The sequence below is a fragment of the Paenibacillus sp. FSL L8-0494 genome (genome assembly GCF_038003695.1).
GTDB lineage: Bacteria > Bacillota > Bacilli > Paenibacillales > Paenibacillaceae > Paenibacillus_AQ > Paenibacillus_AQ odorifer.
Genome location: NZ_JBBOPQ010000001.1, coordinates 5,480,392 through 5,497,104, shown reverse-complemented (window position 1 = coordinate 5,497,104; position 16,713 = coordinate 5,480,392). Strand labels below are relative to the sequence as shown.

Annotated in this window: 10 protein-coding genes, 7 tRNA genes and 3 rRNA genes; all 20 read left to right on the top strand. The window is 46.9% G+C overall.

Annotated elements, in window-relative coordinates:
• The first annotated feature begins 3 nt into the window (after positions 1-3).
• The 20 genes from NYE35_RS24940 (at position 4) to NYE35_RS24845 (ending at position 16,702) form a co-directional block, all read left to right on the top strand.
• Positions 4-750 (top strand): hypothetical protein, encoded by a 747-nt coding sequence (locus NYE35_RS24940; protein ID WP_076142057.1) that lies wholly within the window; start codon positions 4-6, stop codon positions 748-750.
• Between the two features lie 14 nt (positions 751-764).
• Positions 765-1,541, top strand: coding sequence for a hypothetical protein (locus NYE35_RS24935; protein ID WP_076100998.1), 777 nt, complete (start codon positions 765-767; stop codon positions 1,539-1,541).
• Between the two features lie 66 nt (positions 1,542-1,607).
• A complete protein-coding gene (locus tag NYE35_RS24930; protein ID WP_076101000.1) occupies positions 1,608-2,969 on the top strand; it encodes a hypothetical protein in 1,362 nt (453 codons plus the stop codon).
• Positions 2,970-3,127: 158 nt separating this feature from the next.
• Positions 3,128-3,565: an ACT domain-containing protein gene (locus NYE35_RS24925; protein WP_036685183.1), complete on the top strand. Its 438-nt coding sequence runs from the start codon at positions 3,128-3,130 to the stop codon at positions 3,563-3,565.
• 33 nt (positions 3,566-3,598) lie between these two features.
• Positions 3,599-4,885 carry a homoserine dehydrogenase gene (locus NYE35_RS24920; protein ID WP_036685184.1) on the top strand — a complete coding sequence of 429 codons (1,287 nt, stop codon included), beginning with the start codon at positions 3,599-3,601 and terminating at the stop codon, positions 4,883-4,885.
• Positions 4,886-4,944: 59 nt separating this feature from the next.
• On the top strand, positions 4,945-5,922 hold the full coding sequence (thrB, locus tag NYE35_RS24915; RefSeq protein ID WP_036685186.1) for a homoserine kinase: 978 nt from the start codon (positions 4,945-4,947) through the stop codon (positions 5,920-5,922).
• Positions 5,919-6,806 carry a prephenate dehydratase gene (pheA, locus tag NYE35_RS24910; protein WP_036685188.1) on the top strand — a complete coding sequence of 296 codons (888 nt, stop codon included), beginning with the start codon at positions 5,919-5,921 and terminating at the stop codon, positions 6,804-6,806. Before thrB ends, pheA begins: the two co-directional genes overlap by 4 nt.
• Before the next feature lie 4 nt (positions 6,807-6,810).
• Positions 6,811-7,692: a branched-chain-amino-acid transaminase gene (gene ilvE / locus NYE35_RS24905; protein ID WP_036685189.1), complete on the top strand. Its 882-nt coding sequence runs from the start codon at positions 6,811-6,813 to the stop codon at positions 7,690-7,692.
• A gap of 304 nt (positions 7,693-7,996) precedes the next feature.
• Entirely contained in the window at positions 7,997-9,691 is a 1,695-nt protein-coding gene (locus tag NYE35_RS24900) for a LysM peptidoglycan-binding domain-containing protein (RefSeq protein ID WP_341122185.1), read from the top strand.
• Positions 9,692-10,278: 587 nt separating this feature from the next.
• Positions 10,279-11,836 (top strand): 16S ribosomal RNA (locus tag NYE35_RS24895).
• 263 nt (positions 11,837-12,099) lie between these two features.
• Positions 12,100-15,025 (top strand): 23S ribosomal RNA (locus NYE35_RS24890).
• Positions 15,026-15,171: 146 nt separating this feature from the next.
• A 5S ribosomal RNA gene (gene rrf, locus NYE35_RS24885) occupies positions 15,172-15,288 on the top strand.
• The 16S, 23S and 5S rRNA genes sit together here, the layout of an rRNA operon.
• A 233-nt stretch (positions 15,289-15,521) precedes the next feature.
• On the top strand, positions 15,522-15,821 hold the full coding sequence (locus NYE35_RS24880) for a hypothetical protein (RefSeq protein ID WP_076297421.1): 300 nt from the start codon (positions 15,522-15,524) through the stop codon (positions 15,819-15,821).
• Positions 15,822-15,908: 87 nt separating this feature from the next.
• A tRNA-Glu gene (locus NYE35_RS24875) sits at positions 15,909-15,983 on the top strand.
• An 89-nt stretch (positions 15,984-16,072) separates the two neighbouring features.
• Positions 16,073-16,148, top strand: a tRNA-Val gene (locus tag NYE35_RS24870).
• Positions 16,149-16,237: 89 nt separating this feature from the next.
• Positions 16,238-16,314, top strand: a tRNA-Met gene (locus NYE35_RS24865).
• 25 nt (positions 16,315-16,339) lie between these two features.
• Positions 16,340-16,417 (top strand) — tRNA-Asp (locus tag NYE35_RS24860).
• Between the two features lie 14 nt (positions 16,418-16,431).
• Positions 16,432-16,504, top strand: a tRNA-Lys gene (locus NYE35_RS24855).
• A 36-nt stretch (positions 16,505-16,540) separates the two neighbouring features.
• Positions 16,541-16,615: transfer RNA gene (locus tag NYE35_RS24850), tRNA-Gly, on the top strand.
• A 10-nt stretch (positions 16,616-16,625) separates the two neighbouring features.
• Positions 16,626-16,702: transfer RNA gene (locus tag NYE35_RS24845), tRNA-Arg, on the top strand.
• Positions 16,703-16,713 lie beyond the last annotated feature (11 nt).

The following is a 16,713-nucleotide window of genomic DNA, read 5'->3' as shown; positions in this document are numbered from 1 at the left end:
CTAATGAACAAAAGCAGGAGATATATATACATTATTACCGTCATTTATGCGGTAGCTATAGTACTGACAGTGTTCTCGTTTATTGGATTAGGTTTCTCCGACTCACTGTTCCGGTTCATAATTTCTTTATCCGCGGTTCTGCTAGCAGAGAGTGTAATCTATGGCTATTGTATTTTTTGGCTCCGAACTGCAAGTAACATTCAGCAGACTCCGCCTGTTCTTATCAGCGGTGCAATCATTACGGGAATCTATGCAGCCATCGTATTTGTATCGGCCTTATTATTCGATTGGCTGCTGGAGTTACCCGCCTTGTGGTACGCAGCCGAACAACTGCTGATTCTTGTGTTAGGGGCGATCACTTTGGCCGCGATAGGGCTTTACGGGTGGAATGCCGGGGCAGGGGAGCAGCAAGCCCAAAAGTCTTTACAAAAGTTTCGGCGGTATCAGAACGAATTAACTGAAATGAGTGAGCTGGCTAGTAGCTGGAAGAATTCCGAATCTGGGCAGCTAGTGAACGTGCTAGATATGTTGGAGGAAAAATTTAAGTACAGTGATCCGATATCAGAACCGTCTTTATATGCTACAGAGGATATTCTGCAGCAGCAGATTTCCCTGTTACATGATCACGTGAAGTTACTGCTGGCGACCCAAGAGCCACATGAGGGCTGGCAGGTAGAAATAAATGAGATGTCAGAGAGCATAAAGTCTACACTTCAGCGGCGTAACCGTGAATTAGCGGCACTTAAATAGGAGGAGTTTACTACATGAACAGTTTGAACCTACAAGAGCCGTCACCGCTCCCGGGAGGAAATGCAGCCGTTCCCCGGCTTAAATACGAACGTACCGGGTTTGATTATGTTATTCTCGCGGCTGCTTATCTGCTGATGCCAGTTGGACTTGTACTTGCCTTGTTGCGTTTGATGACAACGCATTACAAAAATTACCGCAGACCGACTAACCTCAACCTGCTGATGCATGTATTTATTGGTGGGTTTGTTGAACTTTCTATTGCCATGTTTTCTAGTGCGCTCAATGGGGAATTTGGAACTTCTGAATTAGTATCAACGCTTATTTTAATTGCAATCATGTTTTTGACTCCAGCTTTTATACTGGCCAGTGTGACAGCGAAAGCTAAATATACCCTTTCTAAGCTTAACACTTCTTATATAGAGCTGATTCAAAATAAGAATATCCGGCATATTGGCAGTATATCTGAACGAATAGGCCAAAGTGAAAGTGATGTACGAAGAGATGTCCAGTATCTGAAGGATAAAGGGCTGCTTAATATTGATATTGCATTATCCGAAGGGCGCCAGACGCCAGAGTCATCAGCAGCTAATCAAGGTTACCCTGGAAGTACTTCGGGCTTCGAAGGAACGGGGAGAACCCAAGCATCGGGGCAGCAGATACCTGTGCAGCCTCAGTCTCCGCCGCAACTGCCTAAGTCTATCCGTTGTCCGGGGTGCGGAGCCCAGAATACTGTGCTCCCAAGCCAATCTAAAAGCTGTGATTACTGTGGAACGAAGATCCCGTACAATTAATGCCGTCAACCAACAGATTAGCTGCATCGCATATAGGATTACATAAATAAGGGGATTAAAGACAAAATGAGTGGATTGGATATACGCAGACAGCCGCCGACATCGGGAAAACCCGTGTACAAGCATGAATATGAGCGGACGGCGTTTGATTATACGACTATTGTGTTTGCGTATGTATTTGCTCCGGTTGGCTTTATATTGGCTGCCATCCGGTTATTATCTACACATTCCAAGAGACAGCGCAAAGCAAGCAATATTAACCTGTTTTATCATGCGTTTATGGGTGCCTTTGTAGAATTGGCGATCTATTTCATTATTAGCAAGCTACTCGGTCAAATCGATTATGTCGCACTCTTGATCAGGCTGGTGATTACCTACGCATTGTTTAGAATTCCCGCCATTAAATTATCCGTTAGGGCCGTAGGATGGAGAGAGGGATTCACCTATCTTTGCAATGACTATATCGCATTGGTTCTTGTGGACGGCATAAGGCATATCGGCAGCCTATCCGATATTCGCGGATTCAGTGAAGAGAACGTCCGCGAGGTTTTGGAATATTTAAAAGATCAGGGAGTACTTTCTCCAGATATTGTTTATTATGAAGGACGTGTAGATAACCCATTTGTAAAATTGCCGCCGAAGCTTATTTATTCTAAACGGGCACAAGCACTGGTGCGTGCGCCTGAGAATAACCTTCGCTATCGTAACAAGCGAGACCGGACAGTGTTTGATCGAATCATCATGGCGATTGCCTATTTGTTTGCTCCGCTTGGGTTTGTACTTGCGATGCTTCGTTTTGTAAGCACTCATTATAAGAATGAGCGGAAATCATTTAACTATAAATTGCTCTATCATGTATGTATGGGAGCTTTTATGGAACTTGCCGTCCTCTTCGCCGTGGGGACCTACAAAGGGGATTTTAAGTGGTTCACTTTATTGATCATTCTGGTGGTCCTCTACTTGATCTTTATAATTCCGGCGGACAGCTTTGCAGGGAGGGCTACCTTCGCAACAGAAAACTTTGATTTTCTGTGCAAGAAGTATCTCATGCTGATCATAGTGGATGATGTTAGACATATCGGTAATTTAGCTGATATCACGAAACAAAGTGAAGATGATGTACGTAGAGACCTACGGTATTTAGTGAGATGGGGGTTACTTGCTTCTGATCTTGTCTATTATGAAGGACGTGTTAAGCTCTTAGATAAACAACCGCCCAATCTTGTGCATCCTGACCGGGCACAGCCCTCCGCGGCATCAGAGAACCAGCCATCATCTGGGCGGCAGTCATTGCCGGAGAATAGGCCTAAACCACCTGTCCAACTGCCGAAATCCATCGTTTGTCCGAGTTGCGGTGCTAAGAGTAGAGTACTTCCAGGGCAGGATAAAATCTGTGACTATTGCGGGACGACGATTCCATACAGTTAGTGTACATACGATTGCCAACTGCCCCCGGGAATCCGGGGGTTTTATTGCGTCTAACTCCCCGACCTCAGAGTATCCAGATAAAGTTATTGCAATTTACAGGCTTTTTCCGATATAATGTCCACTAAGAAAACACAAAAGTCTTTGAGGTGAGGACGTTCGTGAAAGAACGCTATTATTTGGTCCGGGAGGACATATTACCTGATGCTGTACTTAAGACTATGCAGGTTAAACAATTGCTTGAGGCCGGGGATGCGAAGACCGTAAATGAAGGTGTAGAGCAGGTGGGATTAAGCCGAAGCGCTTTTTATAAATACAAGGATGGAATTCATTTGATCCATCAGCTCGAACGGGAGCGGATCGTTACGATTTCCATGGATTTGGAGCACGAATCTGGAATGCTTTCCAAGGTACTAGGCTCTGTAGCGGGACATGGGGCTAATGTGCTGACGATTCACCAGAGTATTCCGCTGCAAGGGCGGGCAAATGTGGTGATCTCCGTAGAAATTTCACACTTAAATGAGGAACTCGGGGAGATGCTGGATAGTCTGAAAGAGATTCCAGGAGTGAAGCGAGCTTTAATCGTTGGACAGGGATAGGAACTATATTCGTAAACTTTTAGGAGGAGACAGATGAAGCCGGTTAAAGTGGGGTTGCTGGGCCTGGGAACAGTAGGCACAGGTGTAGTTCGTATCGTGGAAGGGAATCAAGAGGATTTAAGCAGCCAGGTAGGCTCTTCAATTGTCATTGAACGTATAGCTGTGAATAATTCTAATAAACCACGCGAAATCGAGGTTGATCCTGCTAAAATAACGACAGATCCATGGGATGTGATTCGTGATCCTGAAATTGATGTCATCGTTGAAGTTATGGGTGGAATCGCGGGAACCAAAGAATATATTCTTGAAGCTTTGGAACGCGGTAAACATGTCGTAACTGCGAACAAGGATTTGATGGCGCTGCACGGATCAGAGATTCTTGCTAAGGCGCAGGAGAAGCAATGTGATGTCTTTTATGAGGCTAGCGTTGCAGGAGGCATTCCGATTATCCGCACACTTATCGAGGGCTTTTCCTCGGATAAGATTATGAAAATTATAGGTATCGTGAATGGAACGACTAATTACATACTAACCAAAATGAGCCAAGAAGGCGCATCCTATAATGATGTGTTAAAAGAAGCGCAGGATCTGGGATACGCAGAGTCTGATCCAACCTCGGATGTGGAAGGACTGGATGCAGCCCGCAAAATGGCGATTCTCGGAACCTTAGGTTTCCGTACTAACGTGGAGCTGCATGATGTAAGTGTGAGTGGGATTTCTCAGGTGAGTAAGGCGGATATCGCCTTTGCGAAACGTCTCGGATATGAAATTAAGCTGTTAGGCATCGCTGAACGTCAGGATGAAGAATTCAGCATCAGTGTTCAGCCAACCTTGATTCGGGCTAGTCATCCCTTGGCTTCCGTCAATGGCGTGTTCAACGCAGTTTACGTATACGGGGAAGCAGTGGGAGAAACCATGTTCTACGGTGCGGGTGCGGGCGCTATGCCAACTGCAACCTCAGTGGTAGCTGATTTGGTAGCTGTCATTAAGAACCTTAAACTAGGTGTTAATGGATTGAAGCAAAAAGTACCTTACAAACAGAAAAAGCTTAAGAGTGATGAAGCTATCTTTTATAAAAACTTTTTACTTCTGCATGTTGATGATAAAGCAGGGGTATTGGCTAAGATTACTCAAGTGTTTGCCGAATATGATGTGAGTTTGGATTCAGTAGTTCAGCAAGCCAATCCCAATAATCCTGATGCGGAGATCATCATTGTCACTCATAACGCTAGTAAAGCAAGCATGAACAAAGTGCTGCGCCATTTCGAGGAGCTGAAAGTCATCCGCCGGATCAAGAGCCATTATCGAGTGGAAGGTTAACCACGTCACTGAACTAATACTTTCATATTTCAAAACATAGTAAGGAGATTGTACCTGTTATGAGTATTTACGGAAGAGCTAGGGTTAAAGTGCCTGCTAGTACTGCCAATCTTGGTCCGGGCTTCGATACTCTAGGTATGGCTTTGCCGCTATATGCCTGGATTGAGATGGAGGAAGCAGAGGAGACTGTTTTTCATCTATATGGTGATGAGATGAATGGAGTGGCTCAGGATAAGAGCAATTTACTCTATAAGGTCGCTCAAATGGTATTTGCAGAGGCAGGCGTTACGGTGCCTGAATTATCGATATCGATGTACTCGGAGATTCCGCTTACGCGTGGACTCGGCAGCAGTGCCTCAGCTATTATTGGCGGAATGGCCGCAGCAAATACAATGATTGGCTCTCCGCTGGATAATGGCAAGCTGTTTGATATGGCTACCCAGCTTGAGAAACATCCCGATAATGTGGGTGCCTCCTTGTTTGGCGGCATTATTACTGCTGTGTGGGATGGTGAACATGCGGATTATGTTCGGCTAGAACCACCACAAAATCTTGAGGTGCTGGTGGTTATTCCTGAATTCGAACTGGAAACCACAAAAGCGCGGGGATTGCTTCCAACAGAAATCTCAGTTAGTGATGCTGTGTACAACATCAGCAGAACCTCTCTATTGACGGCTTCGCTGGCATCAGGTCGGCTTGATCTGCTTAGCAGAGCGATGCAGGATCGCCTGCATCAGCCGTATCGTGCACCGCTTATACCGGGCATGGAGAAGCTGCTTGCAGAAGCTCCTGAACACGGTGCTTTAGGGATCGCACTTAGCGGTGCTGGACCGACTCTGCTATGTTTAGTGGATCGCCAAGAGACCCGCAAGAGTGAGCTTGAGGCCTTCTTGAAGAATACGATGCAGGAACATGGCATTTCCGCTCGGACCTGCTGGTTAACACCTTGTGCTTCTGGAGTTACTACAGAGCTGCTCGAAATAAACGAGATGCAAAACGTATCATTTTTGGATATGATAAAAGGAGTACGGTCATGAAATCAATAGCGGTATTGCCGCAGGGCTCGGTATCCCACGAAGCTCTGCTGCATTTGTTTAACGGTGAACCTGTAAAGCTTGTGCATCACAAGTTAATTTCCGATGTATTTCTCTCTACGGCGAATGGTACCACCGATTACAGCGTGATTCCGATTGAAAATACCATTGAAGGCTCAGTTAGTCTTCACATCGATTGGCTCATCAATGAAGTGGATCTGCCAATGCAGACGGAATGGATTTTTCCATCGATACAGAATCTTATCGGTAACCCAAGGGAATTCACAGATACAGACGGCAACAAGGATTTCACCAAGATGGTAAAAATCCTTTCGCATCCAGTAGCAATGGCACAATGCATGCAATTTGTTCGTAAGCATGCCCCTTGGGCTGAACTGGAGTCGGTCGGAAGTACCTCTGAAGCTGTGGAAATCGTCAAAAACAATCCCGGTAAGGGCTGGGCTGCTATCGGTACCGCTCTTGGCGCCGCTACTCATGGGCTGGAGATTGTAGATCGGCAAATCACAGATCACAACAACAACTACACACGGTTTGTCCTGGTTGGTCCACAGAAGATAGATCTTCCGCGGAGCAGCACAGGAGTAAAGACGAGTGTTCTAGTAACGCTGCCAGAGGATTTTCCAGGTGCCTTGCATCAGGTGCTTGCTGCTTTTTCCTGGCGGAAACTGAATTTATCGCGTATTGAATCACGACCAACGAAGAAGAAGCTGGGTACTTATTATTTTTATATTGATGTGCTGGAACCGATAGAATCTGTTCTGCTGCCAGGGGCTATTGAAGAAATTAGTGCTTTAGGCTGTCAGGTAAGGATTCTGGGCTCGTATCCCACATATACCTATGAGGAAGAGAAAGCGGAGGTGCAGTAAATTCATGGCTGAGCAATGGATCTATTTGGATGGACAACACGTAACGAAGGAAAATGCAAAGGTATCCGTTTTTGATCACGGTTTTTTGTATGGAGACGGTATTTTTGAAGGTATCCGTATCTATAACGGCAATATTTTTAAATGTAAAGAGCATTTGGACAGACTGTATGATTCGGCAAAATCGATCATGCTGGACATTCCGCTAACGTATGATGAGATGCTGGAAGCTATGGCTGAAACGATTCGTCTTAACGACATGCGTAACGGCTATATTCGACTGATCGTCTCCCGGGGACCAGGGAACTTAGGTCTTGATCCACGCCGTTGTCCAAAAGCTAGTGTAATTATTATCGTTGAGCAACTGGCTATTTACCCAGAACAAGCGTATTTGAACGGACTTCGTGCAGTTTCTGTGTCCCAACGCCGCAATATTCCGGATGCACTCAATCCAAAGATCAAATCGCTTAATTACCTAAACAATATCCTAGTAAAAATCCAATCCAACTTGGCAGAAGCTGACGAAGCAATCATGATGAACGCTCAAGGTTATGTTACTGAGGGATCGGGCGATAACATATTCATCATCAAAAATGGTGTAGTTTTCACTCCTCCATGTTACTTGGGAGCCCTTGAAGGAATTACCCGTCTGGCGATCATTGAGCTTTGTGAGAAATTAGGTATTAAACTGAAAGAAGAACCGTTCACAATGCATGATGTTTATATAGCGGACGAGGTGTTCTTCACTGGCACAGCTGCTGAAGTTATTGCTGCACGTGAAATTGACGGCCGGATCATTGGTGAGGGACAAGCGGGTCCAATCACTTTGAAGCTGCTCGAAGAGTTCCGTAATGTGGTTGATAAAGATGGCTATAAGGTTTGGGAATAAAGACTAATCATACAACGTAAATAGCATTGAATACGCATCAGAAGTCCTTTTATGCATACATGCAGAAGAAAACGGGAGTCTCCGGTTAATCTTTTCATGGATCATGAAAGGATTTTTTTTATTTCGGGGATGTCATTCGCCCATGGGCTGCATAAGATGTAGTAACGAAGGAGGCGGCTGTACCGCATATAACTTTGTAAGAGAGCAATGTTCCATGAAAAGGGTGTTTGCTTTCGAAGTCAGTTTTGCTGTGTAGCTGTAAAGAAAGCAATACTCCACAAAACTTTTAGGAGGTTAATGCTACGTGAAAATACACATTGTCAAACAAGGCGATAGTTTGTATGCATTATCGCAAAAGTACGGAGTGCCGTTACAAAAACTTATTGAAGCTAACCCGCAGATCAGTAATCCGAACGTATTAGCGATTGGAGACAAAGTAAAAATACCTACGGCCCCAGTATCCGTACCGGAGAACAGTGAAGTTTACTACAAGCACACCGTTAAACAAGGAGATACCTTGTGGAAATTATCTAAAGCCTGGGGAATTCCTTTAAAGGATATGGTTGAGGCCAATCCCCAATTAAAGAATCCAAATGTACTTATGCTAGGGGAAGTAGTTAATATTCCTAAAAAAGTATCCAATACCTCACCCACACAGCCCGGGTATACACCTTCTAACGCCTCAGAGAAAACACAAGTGGGTGGCAAGGAATATACAGGTCCCAAAGAACAGCCTGCTGCTGAAGTAGTGCCTGCACCTAAACCGGAAACTAAACCAGAGACCAAACCAGAGACCAAACCAGAAATAAAGCCAGAAGCTAAACCAGCACCTAAACCAGCACCTAAACCAGTGACAAATATCTCACCTGAATCTAATTCTGCACCACACCCATCGCTAAACATCGCCCCTATTAATACACAAAATATTGCACCAAATCCTGCGCCTAATATGCAAATGGAAGTTGCTCCAGTGCAAGAAATTGAAATGCAGAGTTTATTTGTTCAGATTACGGTTCCAAATCAAGAACCGGTTGCTCAACAAGAAGCACCTAAAGCTGAGAAGAAAGCAGACAATGATTGCTCATGGGATAATTCCAACGGATACCCGGGCTTGGGAGGAAATCCTTATCTCTATGATTCATATCAAAATAGCCCTAATATGAACATGAACTGGGCACCAAGTTATGTTCAGCCAATGGCTTATGCACCAGAATGTATTTCCCCATGTTATTTTTCGGGCAATATGTATTCTAATATGAGCCCAGAACAGTGGAATCCCAATGCCGCGCCAAACATAAGCCCGGAACAGTGGAATCCCAATGCCGCGCCAAACATAAGCCCGGAACAGTGGAATCCCAATGCCGCGCCAAACATAAGCCCGGAACAGTGGAATCCCAATGCCGCGCCAAACATAAGCCCAGAACAATGGAGTCCCAATGCCGCGCCTAACATAAGCCCAGAACAATGGAATCCCAATGCAGCGCCTAACATAAGCCCAGAACAATGGAGTCCCAATGCTGCCCCTAATATGAGTCCAGGACAGTGGAATCCGATGGAGGCTAATGTTGCTGGCATGAACGTAGGCGGGGATTTCTCCCCGTATGCTGTTCCTCAATATGGAGGACAGACGCCGAACCTTCCTTGGCCAACTTGTGGGTGCGGAGGCGTGCATATTCAACCAGTGCAAACTTATTCATATGACATGCCTGCATACAACACCTATCCTGAATATGGGAATCCAAACGCTTTTTCTGCATATGGAGCAGGAATGCCTAATCAGGGAATGGTTCCTACTTCTACGCTTGGAGCATTTGGCGGACAGGATAACTCTAATATTCCATCCAATCCGCAGTATCCAGGGATAGGTAATTATTCGCAGCATAATCGGGTGCCGGAAATTCAAGAACCTGAAGCGTTCGTGCAGGAATCTCCTGAAGCGGCTAGAACAGAGACTGATGAGTCAACTTCTAACGCTTCTCTCAAGAATAAGGGGGTGTAGTAAAGGAAACAGCAACAGGCAAAAAAGCAAAGACCTCAGGTCAACCTAGCAGCAAGAAAAGCAAAGCTGCTACGAAATCTCAAGGTTCAGCAGCGAGTACTAAAAAACGTAGAAATCCTTGGATTTCAAACTAATAAATTTATAAAACAAGCCGCTGTCCGGACTCACGTGTAGATTCTGTATCCTTAGAATCTACACGTTTTTTATAGGTAGATAGGGATAAAAGATGTTAAATTAAGTGGGGCAAAAGCACTTATTTATAAAATATAAATTTTTAAGTATTGTTTTTATATAGGGATATATGGTACATTATAAATCCAGTCGCAAAGAGGAACTATAAAGCTTTCGGTTGGTGAATGTTAATCTGAATTAGATTGCAAAAAACTTTGAAAAAAAGAGTTGCAATAAATCAGAAAGCATGATATATTATAAGAGTTGCTGCTGAGACATTAAACGGCGCCAACGAGAACTTGATCTTTGAAAACTGAACAACGAGTGAGTAGGAAATCACGTAAGTGATATCCAAAATTAGAGAATTAATTTTCTCGTCAGATGTTTCAAAATGAGCATATCGCTCTTTTCAATACTAATTGGAGAGTTTGATCCTGGCTCAGGACGAACGCTGGCGGCGTGCCTAATACATGCAAGTCGAGCGGAGTTATTTTGAAAGCTTGCTTTCAAAATAACTTAGCGGCGGACGGGTGAGTAACACGTAGGCAACCTGCCCTTCAGACTGGGATAACTACCGGAAACGGTAGCTAATACCGGATAATTTCTTTTTTCTCCTGAGAGAAGAATGAAAGACGGAGCAATCTGTCACTGAGGGATGGGCCTGCGGCGCATTAGCTAGTTGGTGGGGTAACGGCCCACCAAGGCGACGATGCGTAGCCGACCTGAGAGGGTGAACGGCCACACTGGGACTGAGACACGGCCCAGACTCCTACGGGAGGCAGCAGTAGGGAATCTTCCGCAATGGGCGAAAGCCTGACGGAGCAACGCCGCGTGAGTGATGAAGGTTTTCGGATCGTAAAGCTCTGTTGCCAGGGAAGAACGTTCGGTAGAGTAACTGCTACCGGAGTGACGGTACCTGAGAAGAAAGCCCCGGCTAACTACGTGCCAGCAGCCGCGGTAATACGTAGGGGGCAAGCGTTGTCCGGAATTATTGGGCGTAAAGCGCGCGCAGGCGGCTATTTAAGTCTGGTGTTTAAACCTTGGGCTCAACCTGAGGTCGCACTGGAAACTGGGTGGCTTGAGTACAGAAGAGGAAAGTGGAATTCCACGTGTAGCGGTGAAATGCGTAGATATGTGGAGGAACACCAGTGGCGAAGGCGACTTTCTGGGCTGTAACTGACGCTGAGGCGCGAAAGCGTGGGGAGCAAACAGGATTAGATACCCTGGTAGTCCACGCCGTAAACGATGAGTGCTAGGTGTTAGGGGTTTCGATACCCTTGGTGCCGAAGTTAACACAGTAAGCACTCCGCCTGGGGAGTACGGTCGCAAGACTGAAACTCAAAGGAATTGACGGGGACCCGCACAAGCAGTGGAGTATGTGGTTTAATTCGAAGCAACGCGAAGAACCTTACCAGGTCTTGACATCCCTCTGAATCCACTAGAGATAGTGGCGGCCTTCGGGACAGAGGAGACAGGTGGTGCATGGTTGTCGTCAGCTCGTGTCGTGAGATGTTGGGTTAAGTCCCGCAACGAGCGCAACCCTTAACTTTAGTTGCCAGCAGGTAATGCTGGGCACTCTAGAGTGACTGCCGGTGACAAACCGGAGGAAGGTGGGGATGACGTCAAATCATCATGCCCCTTATGACCTGGGCTACACACGTACTACAATGGCCGGTACAACGGGAAGCGAAGCCGCGAGGTGGAGCCAATCCCATCAAAGCCGGTCTCAGTTCGGATTGCAGGCTGCAACTCGCCTGCATGAAGTCGGAATTGCTAGTAATCGCGGATCAGCATGCCGCGGTGAATACGTTCCCGGGTCTTGTACACACCGCCCGTCACACCACGAGAGTTTACAACACCCGAAGTCGGTGGGGTAACCCGCAAGGGAGCCAGCCGCCGAAGGTGGGGTAGATGATTGGGGTGAAGTCGTAACAAGGTAGCCGTATCGGAAGGTGCGGCTGGATCACCTCCTTTCTATGGAGAATCGTCTTCTGCAATGAAGACATTCAAATCGGAAGCTAAGCTTCCAAAACTCAGGTTTAGGCCTGTTACTCACTCGTTGCTCAGTTTTGAGAGTTTAAGCTCTCAAGTAAGACTTGATCCTTGAAAACTGGATACCGAAACGAATTTGCGTTTTAGAACATCTTTTAGCAACTTGTGCAAACAAGTAAATGTTATTAGTGAGATGATTCCAAAAGAGAATATCATCGTATGATATTTTCCGACGGAAAAATCAAGGTTAAGCTAATAAGAGCACACGGAGGATGCCTAGGCGCCAGGAGCCGACGAAGGACGTGGCGAACAACGAAACTGCCTCGGGGAGCTGTAAGCAAGCTTTGATCCGGGGGTGTCCGAATGGGGAAACCCAGCTGTGGTAATTCGCAGTTACTCATACCTGAATACATAGGGTGTGTAGAGGCAGACCAGGGGAACTGAAACATCTAAGTACCCTGAGGAAGAGAAAACAATAGTGATTCCGTCAGTAGCGGCGAGCGAACGCGGAACAGCCTAAACCAAGGGGCTTGCCTCTTGGGGTTGTGGGACGTCTCACATGGAGTTACAAAGGAATATGGTAGGTGAAGAGGTCTGGAAAGGCCCGCGATAGAGGTAAAAGCCCTGTAACCTAAACTGTGTTCTCTCCGAGACGGATCCCGAGTAGTGCGGGGCACGTGAAACCCCGTATGAATCCAGCAGGACCATCTGCTAAGGCTAAATACTACCTGGCGACCGATAGTGAAACAGTACCGTGAGGGAAAGGTGAAAAGCACCCCGGAAGGGGAGTGAAATAGAACCTGAAACCGTGTGCTTACAAAAAGTCAGAGCCCGATCTATGGGTGATGGCGTGCCTTTTGTAGAATGAACCGGCGAGTTACGTTTAACATGCAAGGTTAAGCCGAGAAGGTGGAGCCGCAGCGAAAGCGAGTCTGAATAGGGCGATTTAGTATGTGGACGTAGACCCGAAACCGTGTGATCTACCCCTGTCCAGGGTGAAGGTGCGGTAACACGCACTGGAGGCCCGAACCCACGTACGTTGAAAAGTGCGGGGATGAGGTGGGGGTAGCGGAGAAATTCCAATCGAACTCGGAGATAGCTGGTTCTCCCCGAAATAGCTTTAGGGCTAGCCTCGGTATAAGAGTAGTGGAGGTAGAGCACTGATTGGGTGCGGGGTCCGCAAGGATTACCAAGCTCAGTCAAACTCCGAATGCCATATACTTATTGCCGGGAGTCAGACAGTGAGTGCTAAGATCCATTGTCAAAAGGGAAACAGCCCAGACCATCAGCTAAGGTCCCCAAGTGTGTGTTAAGTGGGAAAGGATGTGGAGTTGCACAGACAACCAGGATGTTGGCTTAGAAGCAGCCACCATTGAAAGAGTGCGTAATAGCTCACTGGTCGAGTGACTCTGCGCCGAAAATGTAACGGGGCTAAACACACCACCGAAGCTATGGCTAGATACGTATGTATCTGGGGTAGGGGAGCGTTGTGTAGGGGTTGAAGGTGTACTGAAAAGAGCGCTGGACACTACACAAGTGAGAATGCCGGTATGAGTAACGAAAAGATCAGTGAGAATCTGATCCGCCGAAAGCCCAAGGTTTCCTGAGGAAGGCTCGTCCGCTCAGGGTAAGTCGGGACCTAAGGCGAGGCCGAAAGGCGTAGTCGAAGGACAACAGTTTGAAATTACTGTACCACCGTAATCCGCTATGAGCGATGGGGTGACGCAGGAGGGTAGTGACGCGGACTGATGGATGTCCGTCTAAGCAGTGAGGCTGATGTGTAGGCAAATCCGCACATCGATAAGGCTGGGCTGTGATGGGGAGCGAAAATTATAGTAGCGAAGGTCATGATCTCACACTGCCAAGAAAAGCCTCTAGCCAGGAGAAGGTGCCCGTACCGCAAACCGACACAGGTAGGCGAGAAGAGAATTCTAAGGCGCGCGGAAGAACTCTCGTTAAGGAACTCGGCAAAATGACCCCGTAACTTCGGGAGAAGGGGTGCCCCGGTAGTGTGAATAGCACGAGGGGGCCGCAGTGAAAAGGCCCAAGCGACTGTTTAGCAAAAACACAGGTCTGTGCGAAGCCGCAAGGCGAAGTATACGGGCTGACGCCTGCCCGGTGCTGGAAGGTTAAGGGGAGTGGTTAGGGGTAACCCGAAGCTATGAACCGAAGCCCCAGTAAACGGCGGCCGTAACTATAACGGTCCTAAGGTAGCGAAATTCCTTGTCAGGTAAATTCTGACCCGCACGAATGGCGTAACGACTTGGGCGCTGTCTCAACGAGAGATCCGGTGAAATTTTAATACCTGTGAAGATGCAGGTTACCCGCGACAAGACGGAAAGACCCCATGGAGCTTTACTGCAGCTTGATATTGAATTTGGGTACGATCTGTACAGGATAGGTGGGAGCCGTAGAAATCGGAGCGCAAGCTTCGGTGGAGGCGCCGTTGGGATACCACCCTGATCGTATCTAGGTTCTAACCTAGTACCCTTACCGGGTACGGGGACCGTGTCAGGCGGGCAGTTTGACTGGGGCGGTCGCCTCCTAAAGAGTAACGGAGGCGTTCCAAGGTTCCCTCAGAATGGTTGGAAATCATTCGCAGAGTGCAAAGGCATAAGGGAGCTTGACTGCGAGACCTACAAGTCGAGCAGGGACGAAAGTCGGACTTAGTGATCCGGTGGTACCGCATGGAAGGGCCATCGCTCAACGGATAAAAGCTACCCTGGGGATAACAGGCTTATCTCCCCCAAGAGTCCACATCGACGGGGAGGTTTGGCACCTCGATGTCGGCTCATCGCATCCTGGGGCTGAAGTAGGTCCCAAGGGTTGGGCTGTTCGCCCATTAAAGCGGTACGCGAGCTGGGTTCAGAACGTCGTGAGACAGTTCGGTCCCTATCTGTCGTGGGCGCAGGAAATTTGAGAGGAGCTGTCCTTAGTACGAGAGGACCGGGATGGACGTACCGCTGGTGCACCAGTTGTTTCGCCAGAAGCATGGCTGGGTAGCTACGTACGGACGGGATAAGCGCTGAAAGCATCTAAGCGTGAAGCCCCCTCAAGATGAGATTTCCCAATTAGTAAGACCCCTTGAAGACGACGAGGTAGATAGGTTGGAGGTGGAAGTGCAGCAATGCATGGAGCTGACCAATACTAATCGGTCGAGGGCTTATCCTATACTTAGAATGCAAATTCGTTTCGGATTCAGTTTTCAGGAATCAAGCTCAGATTTATATAGTCCAAGTGACTGTTTGATGATGAATTTGTTTTCAGCATTTGGCGATGCTGAGACCTGAATAATGCATTTGTACCGCAAATGCCCGTTTGGTGGCGATAGCGGAGGGGTTCCACACGTACCCATCCCGAACACGACCGTTAAGCCCTCCAGCGCCGATGGTACTTGGACCGAAGGGTCCTGGGAGAGTAGGACGTTGCCAAGCACGCAAGACCACTGTTGAGTTATCGACAGTGGTCTTTTTGTTGTATGATATTTATCCGCTTATTATAAGGATAGGCAATCATTGTGAGTGATTTCTTCGAATGAAAATTAGTTCACGGAGGCAAATGATCATGATATATGGATCAATGGTGCTTTTGGTTCAGGGAAGACACAAACCGCATATGAAATGTATCGAAGAAAAACATAGCTAGCGAATATGATGGAATAATTATCGTGCCTATGACCCTAATGAATTCGGATTATTGCAGGGAAATCATCGGCAAGTTAATGGATGGAGGTATAGAGCTTTATCATTTTAGTTTGTGTGCCTCCCGAGAGACCTTGCTTAAGAGATTAAGCGTTAGAGGTGAAGGAAAAGACTCTTGGGCTGCTCAGCAGATCGACAGGTGCATCACAGGGCTTGATCACGAGGTGTTTAAGCAGCATCTAGACACGAATGATAGAACTACGGGTGGAATTGTTGAGATAATAGCTCAAAAGCTTCATATCAATCTATTACCTAGTGAAGAGTAGAAAGAAAAATAATTAGTTTAGGTATTGCTATACTTAATAATACATGATATAATCTTTTTTGTTGTCAAAACAATTTATTTTTAAAACGGCCCGTTGGTCAAGGGGTTAAGACACCTCCCTTTCACGGAGGTAACATGGGTTCGAATCCCATACGGGTCACCATTTCTTCTTGAAACGGCATTAGACTTCTAGAAAAAATGGTTGCATTACAGATTTGATTATGTTATGATAATTAAGTTGCTTCTTTACATGGAGGCTTAGCTCAGCTGGGAGAGCATCTGCCTTACAAGCAGAGGGTCGGGGGTTCGATCCCCTCAGCCTCCACCATAACATATCCCCAAAAGTGAAGTTAATGCTTCACTGAGGATTCCGGATACTTTCCGGGGAATCAAAGGAAAGTAATACTTTTTTACTGACGCGGGGTGGAGCAGCCCGGTAGCTCGTCGGGCTCATAACCCGAAGGTCGCAGGTTCAAATCCTGCCCCCGCAACCAATTTTCATTAAGCAATTATTCTTCTGGAACCGTGGTGTAGTTGGCCTAACATGCCTGCCTGTCACGCAGGAGACCGCGGGTTCGAATCCCGTCGGTTCCGCCATTTTCTTGCTTTATGAGCCATTAGCTCAGTTGGTAGAGCACCTGACTTTTAATCAGGGTGTCGAAGGTTCGAGTCCTTCATGGCTCACTTCTTTAGTGAGTCGGACATCAATACATACCGTGTGCGGACGTGGCTCAGCGGTAGAGCATCGCCTTGCCAAGGCGAGGGTCGCGGGTTCGATTCCCGTCGTCCGCTCCATATAAATTTTGCGCCCTTAGCTCAGCTGGATAGAGCGTTTGACTACGAATCAAAAGGCCGGGAGTTCGAATCTCTCAGGGCGCGCCATATTTTAACTT

Bases quoted from the DNA above. Each gene is read 5' to 3' on its own strand.
- NYE35_RS24940 (WP_076142057.1), top strand. From the start codon at position 4: ATGAACAAAAGCAGGAGATATATATACATTATTACCGTCATTTATGCG.
- NYE35_RS24935 (WP_076100998.1), top strand. From the start codon at position 765: ATGAACAGTTTGAACCTACAAGAGCCGTCACCGCTCCCGGGAGGAAAT.
- NYE35_RS24930 (WP_076101000.1), top strand. From the start codon at position 1,608: ATGAGTGGATTGGATATACGCAGACAGCCGCCGACATCGGGAAAACCC.
- NYE35_RS24920 (WP_036685184.1), top strand. From the start codon at position 3,599: ATGAAGCCGGTTAAAGTGGGGTTGCTGGGCCTGGGAACAGTAGGCACA.
- thrB (WP_036685186.1), top strand. From the start codon at position 4,945: ATGAGTATTTACGGAAGAGCTAGGGTTAAAGTGCCTGCTAGTACTGCC.
- pheA (WP_036685188.1), top strand. From the start codon at position 5,919: ATGAAATCAATAGCGGTATTGCCGCAGGGCTCGGTATCCCACGAAGCT.
- ilvE (WP_036685189.1), top strand. From the start codon at position 6,811: ATGGCTGAGCAATGGATCTATTTGGATGGACAACACGTAACGAAGGAA.